This is a genomic window from Novosphingobium resinovorum (genome assembly GCF_036352595.1).
Classification (GTDB): Bacteria; Pseudomonadota; Alphaproteobacteria; order Sphingomonadales; family Sphingomonadaceae; genus Novosphingobium; species Novosphingobium resinovorum_B.
In genome coordinates this window covers 61,393-73,371 of sequence record NZ_JAZFAX010000004.1, presented here as the reverse complement: position 1 = coordinate 73,371, position 11,979 = coordinate 61,393, and the positions used below count along the sequence as shown (strand labels likewise).

Genomic DNA, 11,979 nt, shown 5'->3' with positions numbered 1-11,979 from the left:
GGGCGCTCCTTCTGCGGCGAAGACGGAGACGATCGCGCGCGGCCTTGAATTGCTGAGGTGCCTGTCGAGGGGGGTCATTCCGGCCGCTCCCTCCATTCGGCGAGGGCGCGGTAGGCGACGCGCAAGTCGCTCTCGACGGTGCTCAGGCTTACGCCCAGTTCCGCCGCGATGACCTTTTGCGGGGCGCCTTCGATGCGGTGGCGGCGGAAGATCGCGGCGACCCTCGGGCCGAGGCCGTCGAGCAGCGCCAGCACGCGCGCGGCTTCCTGCGCGGCGGCCACGCGCCGCTCGGCCGAGGGTTCGGCGGAGACGCCGGGAGGATCGCCAAGGTTGAGGTCGGTCCAGTCGCGGTCGCGCGCGCCGGACTGCCGGGCCGAACGGAAACGGTCGATCATCAGCAGGTCGGCGGTGCGGAACAGGTAGGACAGCGGCGAGGCCACCGGGCCGGGGCGGCTGGCGGCGATCCGCAGCCAGACGTCCTGCACGAGGTCTTCGGCGGCATCGCCCGCGCCCCGCGCGCGCAGGAATCGCACCAGCTTATCTCGGTTTTCGAGAAAAGCCGCTTCAAGGCCGGCGGCCTGGGAAGAATTTGCGTAAATATCTGCGGTCACGAAAGGTTCGGGCTGCTGTAGTCGCGCAGCCTGATAGACGGTCGCGTGCCGACGGGGAAGGGGGTGTGGGCGGGGAAACACGCAGCCCCGTTGCTATTGCGCTCCTCCCTTCGTCATTGCGAGCGGAACTTCGCTGCGCTCGCAATGACGATGTTGGTCTTATACAGCCGCTCAGTTCACCGCGCGGATATGTCCCGGTACCTCGGCGCCGCGTCCGGCGATCGGCGTGGCTGCCACGATCGCGTCGTGTTCGGCGAAGATGCGCTCGATCTCGGTGCGCTTGTCGAAGATCATCCGGGCGACGCCGGAGGTCATGCCGCCTTCGTCACCGACGCGGCCGAGGACCGCGGCGAGGTCTTCCAGCGTCGCACGTTCGGCGCTGCTGTGCAGGCCGCCCTTGGCGTCGCGGTAGGCTGTGCATTCGCTTGCCATGTTGCATTCCCCTTGATTGGCTTACTTCAGAAGAAATGCGCAAAGCGGTCCGAAGTTGCAGGGGACTTACGCAGATTCGCCCAGCAATCGCGCAAGTCCCGCCAGATCCTGCGCAAAACGGCCGTGCTCGCGTTCGCGCGCCTCGCCGTCGAGACGCAGCAGGTAGCTGGGATGCGCGGTCAGCCATATCGTGCCGCCATCGGGCAGCGCGATCGCCTGTCCACGCTCGCGCCCGATCGCGGGGGTGCGGCCGAGCAGCCCGCGCGCGCTGCTCGCCCCCAGCGCCAGGATCACGCGCGGACGCACCAGCGCCCGCTCGGCATCGAGCCACCAGCGGCACATGTCGATCTCGCCCGCCGTCGGTGCCTGATGCAGGCGGCGCTTGCCGCGCGGGGCGAACTTGAAATGCTTGACCGCGTTGGTGACGTAGGCACGCGCCCGGTCCACCCCCGCCGTCGCCAGCGCCGCGTCGAGCAACTGGCCCGCCGGGCCGACGAAGGGACGCCCCTCCCGCTCCTCGGTGTCGCCGGGCTGTTCGCCGATAATCATGAGGCCCGCGCTTGCCGGGCCTTCGCCGACGACCGCGCGGGTGCCGTTGCAGCCGATCGCGCAGCGGCGGCACCGGGCGATGCCCTCGGCCACCGCGGACAAGCTGGCGGGCGGCGTCTCGGCGGCGAACAGGTCGGTGCCGGTGGCGATCATCGCCGCCTCGCGCTGCTGCGCCCCGGCGACGAGTTCGGGGATCGCCCGCGCCTCGGGCAGGTTCTTCCAGTAGCGGCGCGGCATCTCGCGCACCATCATCCCGATCTTGAGCCGGGCCGGGTTGAAGATCGAGCGGTAGTAGCCCAGCCACAGTTCCTCGGTCGCATCCTCTGCGGGCGCGTCGGCGCGGGTGGCGGGCGGGCCTTCGAGCAGCGCCGCACCGTCCCAGTGCAGCGACAGGCGCGGGGTCAGGATCGACCATTGCTGGCTGGCGAAGCGGTTGACGAAGAACGCGGCGTTGGCGCGCTCGATCCGGTGGTCAGGCTCGAACCACGCCACGAAGCGCTCGCCCCCGTCCTCCAGCGGCCCGTTCTCCAGCGGCCCGTCCTCCAGCGGCATCGTGCGGAAGCGGACGAAGGCGCGCATCTTGTGGATGTCGCGCCGCACCTGCCGGGCGAGGCGCTCCAGCGCGGCGACGTCGCGATCGGCCGCATCGTCGAGCAGGCGAGGGTGCTCCTGCAGCCGCCACAGCACCCGGTAGAGCAGGCCGAGGCGTGCCGGATCGGAATGGAGCACGGCGCTGCGGGCCAAGTTCATGAAGGCGCGGCTGGCGCGTACCTCGCGGGCCCTGTCCACCGACACAGGGGCGGCGGCGGGAGCGGCGAACAGGTCGGCCGTGTCCTCGTGCCACCCGGCGGCATCGGGCGATACGCCGCGCTCGACCAGCCTGCGGGCCTCGGCGCGCCAGGCTTCGAAGTCGTCCGGCTCGGCAAGCGTAGTGGCGATCATCCGAACAGTTCCATCTGCCGCGCCGGCGGGGCCAGCCGCGCACGCAAGTCGGCGCGGTCGGTCAGCAGGGTGGGGCGCCAGTCTGCGGTGACGACGAAGGGCCGCAGCTTCTTCAGCGAGGCGGTCATGCGCCGCAGATCCTCCAGCCGGATCGTGCGATGGCGGCGCGCGGCCAGGATCGCCTCCACCGCCTTCATGCCGAGGCCCGGCACCCGCAGCATCGCCTCCTTCGGCGCGCGGTTGAGATCGACCGGGAAGCGCTCGCGGAACTTGAGCGCCCAGGCCAGCTTCGGGTCGATGTCGAGCGGGAGCATGCCGTCGGCTTCGGTCGCCTGCTGCACTTCGGCGGGGGCGAAGCCGTAGAAGCGCATCAGCCAGTCGGACTGGTAGAGCCGGTGCTCGCGCATCAGCGGCGGGCGCCTGAGCGGCAGCACCGCGCTTGCCTCCGGGATCGGGCTGAAGGCGGAATAGTAGACCCGCTTGAGCGCGAAGCGATCATAGAGCGTGCTCGCCTTGCCGACGATCTGCGCGTCGCTGGCGCCGTCCGCGCCGACGATCATCTGGGTGGATTGCCCGGCGGGCGCGAAGCTGGGGGCGGAGCGGAAGCGGCGGCGGGCGTCGTGCGCCTCGGTGATCGCGCCGGAAAGCTTGCCCATCGCGCCCTCGATCGTCGTCCCGTCCTTGTCGGGGGCGAGGCGGGCGAGGCCGGCTACGGTCGGCAGTTCGACGTTGATCGAGACGCGGTCCGCCCAGAGTCCGGCCTGCGCGACCAATTCGGGATCGGCCTCGGGAATGGTCTTGAGGTGGATGTAGCCGCGAAAATCGTGCTCCTCGCGCAGGATGCGGGCGACCTCGATCATCTGCTCCATCGTGTGGCTGGACGACTTGACGATGCCGGAGGAGAGGAACAGCCCCTCGATATAGTTGCGGCGGTAGAACGAGAGCGTCAGGTCCACCACTTCCTGCGGGGTGAAGCGCGCGCGCCGCACGTTCGAACTCTTGCGGTTGATGCAATAGTGGCAGTCGAAGATGCAGTGGTTGGTCAGCAGCAGCTTGAGCAGCGAGATGCAGCGACCATCGGGCGCATAGGCGTGGCAGATCCCCATGCCCTCCGTCGAGCCGAGGCCCTTTCCGTCACGGCTGTCACGCTTTGCGGTTCCGGAGGACGCGCAGGAGGCATCGTACTTGGCGGCATCGGCGAGGATTTCGAGGCGATCCTTGATGGACGGCCGGGTCGTGATCGTGGAACAGGACATATGTTCCTTTTATGTTCCATCGATCTGCGATGCAAGCGACGGTGATTCGTCCTGCCGCAAAATCCGGATTGGTCGGCAGGCGCATCGGCGCGACAGTGGCGCTGCTGCCGAGGGTCAGCCCTTGCTACCCCCTGTCAACGGCAGCGGTCGCGGCGGCCGGTGTCCCGGCCGTCGCGGCCTTCCCTCGCAATGACGATAAAAGGGAGGCGAAGCGGCGTCGGCCGCCAAGGCGTCCTTGCGCGATCGCACCGTCGATATGGAGGAGAAGGTGGTGACCCCTACGGGAATCGAACCCGTGTTTCAGCCGTGAAAGGGCCGCGTCCTAGACCGCTAGACGAAGGGGCCATGAGGGCAGGCCGAAACGGCCTTCCCGGTTTGCAAATGGTGACCCCTACGAGAATCGAACTCGTGTTTCAGCCGTGAGAGGGCCGCGTCCTAACCGCTAGACGAAGGGGCCGTGAAGCCATTTGAAACCGCACCCCGGCAAACCGATGGTGACCCCTACGGGAATCGAACCCGTGTTTCAGCCGTGAAAGGGCCGCGTCCTAGACCGCTAGACGAAGGGGCCAAACCGGGTTGCGCCGGAGGCAGGACCGGCCCTCTAGCGGCAGGTCCGGGGGTGGTCAAGCCCCGATATCGCAACTTTTTCAGGCCCGCCGATTCAGTCGCAGAAAGCCGCGTCGTCGAGGTGCAGTTCGGCGGCCGGGCGGCTGCCCCAGTCGTCGATCTTCGCGCGTCCGGCCAGCCACAGCTTGCGTCCCTGCGCGGCGTGGAGGAGGGCCTGGCCCATCTCCGTCTCGGCGCTGCGGAAGGCCATCGCCTTGAAGCGGCTGCCGTCGGGGCCCGAGACGATCAGCCGCAGGTGATCCGCGCCCACCACGTCGGCCTTGACGATGCGCACCGGCCCCACCGCCACGCGCGGCCCCGGCCAGCCCATGCCGTAAGGCCCGGCGCTCTCCAGCGTCTCCACCAGCGAGGGCACCAGCCCGCCAGGGTTGACCGCGAGATCGAGCAGCATGTGCCGGTTGGCGCTGGCGTTCGATACGTCCGTGGCCAGCCGCTCGTCCAGCCATTGCGAGAGGGCTTCCAACTGGTCGGGCGCGATGGTCAGGCCGCAGGCCATGGCGTGCCCGCCGCCCGCCACCAGTAGCCCCGCCTCGCGCGCGGCGATGATCGCGGCGCCAAGGTCGACGCCGGGGATCGAGCGGCCCGAGCCCTTGCCGTTGCCCGCCTCGTCGGCGCCCAGCGCGATGACGAGCGCGGGCTTTCCGGTCTTTTCCTTGATGCGCCCGGCGACGATGCCGATGACGCCCGGGTGCCAGCCGTCGCCGGCGCAGACGATCACCGCGCGGTTGTGCTGGCGGTCGATCTGCGCCTCGGCTATTTCCTGCACCACCTGCTCGATCGAGCGGCGCTCGTCGTTGAGGCGCGAGAGCTGGGCGGCGATGTCCTTCGCCTCGTCGGCGTCGGTGGTGGTCAGCAGCCGCACGCCGAGCGTCGATTCGCCCACGCGCCCGCCCGCATTGATGCGCGGCCCCAGCGCGAAGCCGAGGTCACTGCAGGTCGGTGCGCGGCCAAGGCGGCTTGCGTCGATCAGCGCCGACATGCCGATGTTGTCGCGCTTGGCCATGACCTTGAGCCCTTGCGCCACCAGCGCGCGGTTGAGGCCGTGGAGCGCGGCGACGTCGGCCACGGTGCCCAGCGCGACGAGATCGAGCAGGGCGAACAGGTCGGGCTCGCGCCGGCTCTCGAAGTAGCCCCGCCGGCGCAGCGTGCGCACCGTGGCGATCGCCAGCAGGAAGGCGACACCGACCGCCGCGAGGTGCCCGTGCGCGGCGGCAAGGTCGTCCTCGTCGAGGCGGTTGGGGTTTACCAGCGCGGCGGCGCGCGGCAGCACCGGCGAGCACTTGTGGTGATCGACGACGATGACGTCGACGCCCGCCTCGTGCGCCATGTCGAGCGCCTCGTGCGCCATTGCCCCGCAGTCCACGGTGACGATCAGGCTGGAGCCTTCGCCGGCGATCTTCACCAGCGCCTCGCCCGAGGGGCCGTAGCCTTCGAGTAGGCGGTCGGGGATATAGTAGCGCGCCTGATGGCCCAGCGCGCGCAGCAGCAGCACCAGCAGCGCCGCGCTGGTGGCGCCGTCGACGTCGTAGTCGCCGTAGATGGTGACCGTCTCGTTCGTCATCACCGCCTGGGCCATGCGCTCGGCGGCGGCGTCCATGTCGCGGAAGGCGGAAGGGTCGGGCAGGAAGGCCCGCAGCGACGGGTTGCGGTGACGCTCGAGATCCTCACGCGGGACGCCGCGCGAGAGCAGGAGCTGGGTGACGATGTCGTCCTCGAGACCGGAAGACCTCTCGGAGAGGTCCATGTTGCCGCCGCGCCAGCGCCAGGCCTTGCCGGTCAGCGAACGGTCGATCCCGAAGACACAGGCGGATCGTGATTCCATGGCGGCAGCGTTACCCGACCCGGCGCTCGGCGGGAAGAGAGCGATGTGCGGGCTTCCCACGCATTTCGTGACGGCATTTGTGTTTGGTCTGACCCGTTGCAGTACCGTAAATTACAAATAGACTTGGGGAGAATACGGTATGTCGCGTAGTATATATACAAGTATAGCGCTGATTTCATTGCCGCTTATTGCCATTCCCGTTGCGGTATCCGGGCAGGGCAACTCCGCGCCGGTCGCCCGCTACGACATGCGTGCGGGCACCGTTTCCGGCTTCGGCGGCGCGGGCGGCGGAGGCATGGGCGCGGCGATGAGCATGATGATGGGCGGGGGCGGCAGCAACGTGCAGCACGAACTGTACTTGCGGCTTGGCTCGCAGCAGGCGCCGACGGGAGGCAAGGCGAAGGCCGATCACTTCGTGCCGCCGGCCGCGAAGCTGGGCAAGTCGGTGGCGCTCGCGCCGCTGCCGCGCGAACCCGCAGATCCCGAACTGCTGCCGGAGAAGCCCAGGGGGAGGCTGCTGATCTTCTGGGGCTGCGGCGAACATGCGCCCAAGGGTCAGCCGGTGGTGCTCGACTTCGCGAAGATCGCCGCCGGGCAGAAGCCGCCCGCGCTGCCCGGCTCGTCGGTGGTGCGCGACTGGGGGCCGACGCCGGAGAATTCGCGCAGCTTCACCCGCTGGCCGGCGGACGACCGCAAGTTCGTCAAGGCCGACAGTTCGCTGATCGGCGCGCACAAGGTGGTGAGCACGTATGCGCCGCAGATCGACTTCACGCTGGCGAAGGACTTCATGGCGCCGATCACCTCGCGTACCGCGACGCTGCCGAGTGGCGCCTCGCGGCTGAGCTGGACGGGGATCCCCGGCGCGACGGCGTGGCTGGCGTTCCTGACCGGGGGCCGGCAGGGGGCCGATGGCGAGGCGACCGGTGACGTCGTGATGTGGACCAGCAGCGCCGATAAGCAGTTCGGCGGCGGGCTGATGGACTGGATCACGCCCGATCAGGCGGCCTCGCTGGTGAAGGCGGGCACGCTGATGGCACCCACCGCGACGAGCTGCGTGATCCCGGCCGAAGTGACGGCCGCTTCGCCCGATTTCCGCGTCGGCACGCTGACCGCGTTCGGGCCGCAGGAAAGCTTCGCCTATCCACCGCGTCCGGCCGATCCCAAGGTCGCCTGGCGGCCCGAGTGGACCGCGCGCATCCGCCACCGCTCGACCACCAGCTGGATGCAGGCGCAGGGCATGACGATGGGAGGCGCGGGGATGAGCGGCGCGGCTGCCTCTGGCGAGGCGGGCGGAGGCGGCGAGCGCAAGCCGGCCTGCAAGCCGAAGAAGGGTCTGGGTGGCATGCTGGGCGGTCTTGGCGGTATGGTGGGGGGAGGCAACAAGGGCTGCTGATTCTCTGCTCGCGATTCTTTGGCACAGCCGCACCGGCGCCGCGCGCGCCATGGCCGAGGCGCTCCATGCCGGGGCGGATGGGGACGCGCGCCTGATCGCCGTTTCGGACGTATCGGCGCAAGACCTGCTCGGCGCCTCGGGCTATGCCTTCGTCTGTCCGGAGAATCTGGGCACCATGACCGGGCTGGCCAAGGAGATGTTCGACCGCTGCTACTACCCGCTGCTCGGCCGGGTCGAGGGGCGGCCTTACGTCACTGCCATCGCGGCGGGCTCGGACGGGCGCGGGGCGACCGCGCAGATCGACCGGATCGTCACCGGCTGGCGCCTGCGGCGCGTGGCGGAGCCGCTGATCGTCAACCTCTCCGCGCAGACGCCCGAGGCGATCCTGGCGCCCAAGCAGGTGCCGCAGGACCGTCTCGATGCCTGCCACGATCTGGGCGCGGCCCTGGCCGAGGGGCTGAGGATGGGAATTTTCTGAGGAGGACAGGACGGTGCCGAACGGACTCGACGCTACGCTGGAAATGGTGCCTACTCGCCCGATGGCGCAGGGCAGTGATGGCGATGCGGGCAGCGACCCGGCGGAGGGCGCATGGGCCGGCAGCGCGGGCCTCACGCTCATCTTCGCCCCCGGCACGCGTCCCGATGCGGATGGCGTGGCGCGCCTGATCGCGGCCTCGCGCGAGGCCGGGCTGGCCGCCAGCGTCAGCCACCGCCCTGTCGGCGAGGCGACGTGGCTGGAACTGCTCGCCAGCGGGCTGACCTTCGATCTGGTCGGCCTGGCGCCGGGTAAAGGGGCTCCGATACCCGAGCCCGTGCAGCGCTTCGGCTTGGATGAAGGGGATGATCCGGGTGCCGGAGAGGCGATCGCGCTGGTGCCTTCCGGGCATATCCTGGGCGGCGCGGGCATGCAGCCGGTGATGCGGATCATGCTGGGGCTGGCGGCCAATCTGGTGCTGGGGCTGAAGGCCGAAACCCCGGTGCGCGCGGTCGCCTGGGGGCCGGCGCGCACGCTGATGGAGCCGCGCTATTTCTGCCGCATGGTGCTGGCTTGGCTGGGCGGCGGGGCCTTCCCGGCGCTGGGGCTGACCGCGCTGCTCGCCGCGCCGGACGGCAGCGTCGCCAGCCGGGGCCTGGCCCATTTCACCGGGCAGGAAATCCAGCTGGAGGCGCGTGAGGGAGAGAGCGCGGCCGATACCGTCAAGCTCGCCGTGCGGGTGATCGACCACCTCGTGCGGCGCGGACGGCTGACTGCACCGCTGCGCATCGAGGCGGCCCCGCAGGCGCTGCTGGCCGAACCGTCGCAAGTGGGCAAGCTGGTGCTGATCTGGCGCGAGGATGGCGACTGAGCGCAGTTCGCCGATATCTCTCGTTCCGCGCCGTCAACCGCAGCGACGCACCGGGGCACGATCCCGGCCTGCAGCGTCATCACCTGCTGCCGCGTCAGTTGCTTGGCCGCGCGGCGTTCCAGCACATGTTCGAGAGCATCGGCGGCCAGCGCTACCGCTTCGAGGATTTCCGCGAGAACGGCCTGCTGCTCCCCTGCGACGAGCCCGCGGCGCTGCGCATGGGCCTGCCGCTGCACCGGGGGCCGCACCGGCACTACAGCCAGTTGGTGATGGAGCGGGTCGGCCAGATCGAGAGCGCCTGGGCCCGGCTGAGCACGCGTGACCCCCATGCCGCGCAAGTGCAGGCGCATATGCGGCTGGAACTGCTGCAGCGCGCGCTGCGGCGCTATCTGCTCGACGGGCAGCGGCGGCGGCTCAAGCTCAACAGCCGCGATCCGCTGGGGGCGGGGGTGGACTTCGTCGCGCTGGACGCGATGGTCGAGGCGCTGTGGGGCGCCACCCGCCCCGCCGAAGCCGCCGCCCGCCCCGCCGAAGCCGCCGCCACCGTCGAGGCGCTTCAGCCGATGCCCGCGCGGGCGCGCAGTTCGTCCTTCGCGGCCTGATACTGCGCGGTGAGGGCGGCGACGCGGTCCGCCACCGGCTCGACGGCGTGGATCGCGCCGATGCCTTGCCCGGCGCCCCAGATGTCCTTCCAGGCCTTGGCGGCGCTCGAACCGCCGGAGCCGAAGTCCATCTGGCTCTTGTCGCCCTGCGGCAGGTTGTCCGGGTCCATCCCCGCCGCCACGATCGAGGGGCGCAGGTAATTGCCGTGGACCCCGGTGAAGAGGTTGGAATTGACGATGTCGGCGGCATGGCCATCGACGATCGCCTGCTTGTAGCCCGCTACCGCGCCGGCTTCGGGCGTGGCGATCCAGGGCGTGCCGATATAGGCGAAGTCCGCCCCCATCGCCTGCGCCGCCAGGATCGAGCGGCCGTTGGCGATCGCGCCCGACAGCGCCACCGGTCCTTCGAACCAGGCGCGGATCTCCTGCATCAGCGCGAAGGGCGATTGCGGCCCGGCATGGCCACCGGCCCCCGCCGCCACCGCGATCAGGCCGTCGGCGCCCTTTTCCACCGCCTTGCGCGCGAAGCGGTCGTCGATGACGTCGTGCATCACCTTGCCGCCCCAGCCGTGGACCGCCGCGTTGACTTCCACGTTGGCGCCCAGCGAGGTGATGACCAGCGGCACCTTCCACTTTTCCAGCACCGCCAGGTCTTCCTGCAGCCGCGTGTTGGTGCGGTGGACGATCAGGTTCACCGCGAAAGGCGCGGCGCACCCTTGCGTCTCCTGCGTGATGCGGTGCAGCCATTCGTCGAGCTGGCTGGCGGGCCGCGCGTTGAGCGCCGGGAAGCTGCCGACGATCCCGCTGCGCATTTGCGCGATCACCAGCTCAGGGTTCGAGACGATGAACATCGGCGCCGCGATCACCGGCAGGCGCAGCGATTCGAAAAGGGCGGGCAAAGGCATCTCGTCTCCGTTTAATCGTTCGATTAAATTGCGGCATAATCCGGCGCGCACGGGCTGTCGAGCAATACCCGCCATACCGCCCCGGCGTTTCCGTAGGCCGAGTGTCCGGAAGCGCGTGACCTCGCTCGCTCCGCGAAATAGACACCACTGTCGATTAACGAAGAGAGAGGATCATCATCATGTCGGACGTGGCGGAGCAGACGCTCGATTGCTCGGACATCGACCAGTACCTCGGCAAGGTCATCGATTCCTCGCCGATCCGCGAACCGCTGGGCAACAATGACATCCGGCGCTGGGTGCAGGCGATGCATTACCCCAACCTCGTGCATTTCGATCCGGCTTATGCGGCCGCCAGCCGCTGGGGCAAGCTGGTGGCACCGCAGAGCTTCCCGATCGTCATGGATGACGGCCACGGCACCGCGCCTTCGTGCATGGGCAAGATCGCCGATTCGCACCTGCTGTTCGGCGGCGACGAGTTCTGGCACTACGGCCCGCGCGTGTTCGGCGGCGACGTCGTCAGCAACGAGCGCATCCCGTTCGACTACGTGGTGAAGAACACCGGCTTCGGCCCGACCTGCTTCCAGCGCGGCGACAATTTCTATCGCAACCAGAACGGCGAACTGATCGCCAAGCAGCGTTCCACCGCGATCCGCTACCGCGCGGCGGCGGGCGGCGACACCGTCAACACCGCCGAGTTCGAGGAGCCCGAATGGACCGATGCCGAGCTGGACGCGCTGGAAGAGCGCAAGTTCGCCTGGGTGCAGATGCTCCACGATCTCGGCCATGGCGAGCGCTGGTGGGATGACGTGACCGTCGGCGACCATCTGCCCGAGCGCGTGTTCGGCCCGCACACCGTCGCCAGCTTCACCACCGAGTGGCGCTCGTTCCTGTTCACCACCTGGGGGACGCTCGACCGGCGCGATCTGGACCTCGAGGCGCTCGGCTTCACCAAGGAGATGGCCGGGCACGAGAACGACCCGCACATGGAGCGGATCAATCCGGAACTGACCGACGGCGCTTATTTCGGCCCCTCGCGCGGGCACCTGTTCCCCAAGTACGCCCGCCGCATCGGCATGCCGCGCGCTTATGGCTACGGCGCCTCGATGGGGGCCTGGGTGACGGACTATCTTGCCGGCTGGGCGGGAGAGTGGGGCATGGTGGTCCACTCGACGGCGAACTATCGCGGGCCGGCGCTGTCGGGCGACGTCACCATCCAGAGCGCCGAAGTGGTCGACAAGATGATCGACGATGAGGGCCGCCACCTCGTCCAGGTGAAGCACCTGATGCAGAACCAAAAGGGCGTTAAGATGTGCCTGGGCACTGCGGAGATCGAATTGCCCAAAAGGTGACCGGCTGCGTTCCTCCGAAGGAGCGGTTCTGATTCAAAACACGATCGCGTTTCGAAGCCTATTTCGTCATTGCGAGCGAAACGAAGCAACCCAGGGCAGCACTACGCCGCCCTGGGTTGCTTCGTTTCGCTCGCAATGACGAAAG

Annotated in this window: 11 protein-coding genes and 3 tRNA genes; 5 read left to right on the top strand and 9 right to left on the bottom strand. The window is 69.1% G+C overall.

Features of this window, described 5'->3' with window-relative positions:
* Positions 1 to 74 precede the first annotated feature (74 nt).
* The 8 genes from V2S85_RS05790 to recJ all read right to left on the bottom strand — a co-directional run bounded on the left by V2S85_RS05790 (position 75) and on the right by recJ (position 6,239).
* The gene (locus tag V2S85_RS05790) at positions 75 to 599 is read right to left on the bottom strand and encodes an RNA polymerase sigma factor (RefSeq protein ID WP_330702056.1); all 525 of its coding nucleotides are present in this window, start codon (positions 597 to 599) and stop codon (positions 75 to 77) included.
* Positions 600 to 782: 183 nt separating this feature from the next.
* Entirely contained in the window at positions 783 to 1,043 is a 261-nt protein-coding gene (locus tag V2S85_RS05785) for a hypothetical protein (RefSeq protein ID WP_330701918.1), read from the bottom strand.
* A gap of 66 nt (positions 1,044 to 1,109) precedes the next feature.
* Positions 1,110 to 2,534 carry a UdgX family uracil-DNA binding protein gene (locus V2S85_RS05780; protein ID WP_330701917.1) on the bottom strand — a complete coding sequence of 475 codons (1,425 nt, stop codon included), beginning with the start codon at positions 2,532 to 2,534 and terminating at the stop codon, positions 1,110 to 1,112.
* Positions 2,531 to 3,790 carry a putative DNA modification/repair radical SAM protein gene (locus V2S85_RS05775; RefSeq protein WP_330701916.1) on the bottom strand — a complete coding sequence of 420 codons (1,260 nt, stop codon included), beginning with the start codon at positions 3,788 to 3,790 and terminating at the stop codon, positions 2,531 to 2,533. The genes V2S85_RS05780 and V2S85_RS05775 overlap by 4 nt, the downstream gene beginning before the upstream one ends.
* A gap of 269 nt (positions 3,791 to 4,059) precedes the next feature.
* Positions 4,060 to 4,135 (bottom strand) — tRNA-Glu (locus tag V2S85_RS05770).
* Positions 4,136 to 4,172: 37 nt separating this feature from the next.
* A tRNA-Glu gene (locus V2S85_RS05765) sits at positions 4,173 to 4,247 on the bottom strand.
* A gap of 35 nt (positions 4,248 to 4,282) precedes the next feature.
* A tRNA-Glu gene (locus V2S85_RS05760) sits at positions 4,283 to 4,358 on the bottom strand.
* A 93-nt stretch (positions 4,359 to 4,451) separates the two neighbouring features.
* Positions 4,452 to 6,239 (bottom strand): single-stranded-DNA-specific exonuclease RecJ, encoded by a 1,788-nt coding sequence (gene recJ / locus V2S85_RS05755; RefSeq protein ID WP_330701915.1) that lies wholly within the window; start codon positions 6,237 to 6,239, stop codon positions 4,452 to 4,454.
* Positions 6,240 to 6,417: 178 nt separating this feature from the next.
* On the opposite strand from recJ, the gene V2S85_RS05750 reads away from it, so the two are divergent.
* The 4 genes from V2S85_RS05750 to V2S85_RS05735 are packed head-to-tail and all read left to right on the top strand — an operon-like array spanning position 6,418 to position 9,580.
* The gene (locus tag V2S85_RS05750; protein ID WP_330701914.1) at positions 6,418 to 7,632 is read left to right on the top strand and encodes a hypothetical protein; all 1,215 of its coding nucleotides are present in this window, start codon (positions 6,418 to 6,420) and stop codon (positions 7,630 to 7,632) included.
* A 49-nt stretch (positions 7,633 to 7,681) separates the two neighbouring features.
* On the top strand, positions 7,682 to 8,110 hold the full coding sequence (locus tag V2S85_RS05745; protein WP_330701913.1) for a flavodoxin family protein: 429 nt from the start codon (positions 7,682 to 7,684) through the stop codon (positions 8,108 to 8,110).
* 13 nt (positions 8,111 to 8,123) lie between these two features.
* Positions 8,124 to 8,978 (top strand): hypothetical protein, encoded by an 855-nt coding sequence (locus V2S85_RS05740; RefSeq protein ID WP_330701912.1) that lies wholly within the window; start codon positions 8,124 to 8,126, stop codon positions 8,976 to 8,978.
* Positions 8,957 to 9,580 carry an AHH domain-containing protein gene (locus V2S85_RS05735; protein ID WP_330702055.1) on the top strand — a complete coding sequence of 208 codons (624 nt, stop codon included), beginning with the start codon at positions 8,957 to 8,959 and terminating at the stop codon, positions 9,578 to 9,580. Before V2S85_RS05740 ends, V2S85_RS05735 begins: the two co-directional genes overlap by 22 nt.
* Here the strand turns inward: V2S85_RS05735 and V2S85_RS05730 are convergent.
* The gene (locus V2S85_RS05730; protein WP_330701911.1) at positions 9,535 to 10,485 is read right to left on the bottom strand and encodes a nitronate monooxygenase family protein; all 951 of its coding nucleotides are present in this window, start codon (positions 10,483 to 10,485) and stop codon (positions 9,535 to 9,537) included. The genes V2S85_RS05735 and V2S85_RS05730 overlap by 46 nt on opposite strands.
* A gap of 179 nt (positions 10,486 to 10,664) precedes the next feature.
* Between V2S85_RS05730 and V2S85_RS05725 the strand changes: the two genes are divergently transcribed.
* The gene (locus V2S85_RS05725) at positions 10,665 to 11,834 is read left to right on the top strand and encodes an FAS1-like dehydratase domain-containing protein (RefSeq protein WP_330701910.1); all 1,170 of its coding nucleotides are present in this window, start codon (positions 10,665 to 10,667) and stop codon (positions 11,832 to 11,834) included.
* Positions 11,835 to 11,979: the final 145 nt, after the last annotated feature.

Bases quoted from the DNA above. Each gene is read 5' to 3' on its own strand.
- V2S85_RS05785 (WP_330701918.1), bottom strand. From the start codon at position 1,043: ATGGCAAGCGAATGCACAGCCTACCGCGACGCCAAGGGCGGCCTGCAC.
- V2S85_RS05780 (WP_330701917.1), bottom strand. From the start codon at position 2,534: ATGATCGCCACTACGCTTGCCGAGCCGGACGACTTCGAAGCCTGGCGC.
- V2S85_RS05775 (WP_330701916.1), bottom strand. From the start codon at position 3,790: ATGTCCTGTTCCACGATCACGACCCGGCCGTCCATCAAGGATCGCCTC.
- recJ (WP_330701915.1), bottom strand. From the start codon at position 6,239: ATGGAATCACGATCCGCCTGTGTCTTCGGGATCGACCGTTCGCTGACC.
- V2S85_RS05745 (WP_330701913.1), top strand. From the start codon at position 7,682: ATGGCCGAGGCGCTCCATGCCGGGGCGGATGGGGACGCGCGCCTGATC.
- V2S85_RS05730 (WP_330701911.1), bottom strand. From the start codon at position 10,485: ATGCCTTTGCCCGCCCTTTTCGAATCGCTGCGCCTGCCGGTGATCGCG.
- V2S85_RS05725 (WP_330701910.1), top strand. From the start codon at position 10,665: ATGTCGGACGTGGCGGAGCAGACGCTCGATTGCTCGGACATCGACCAG.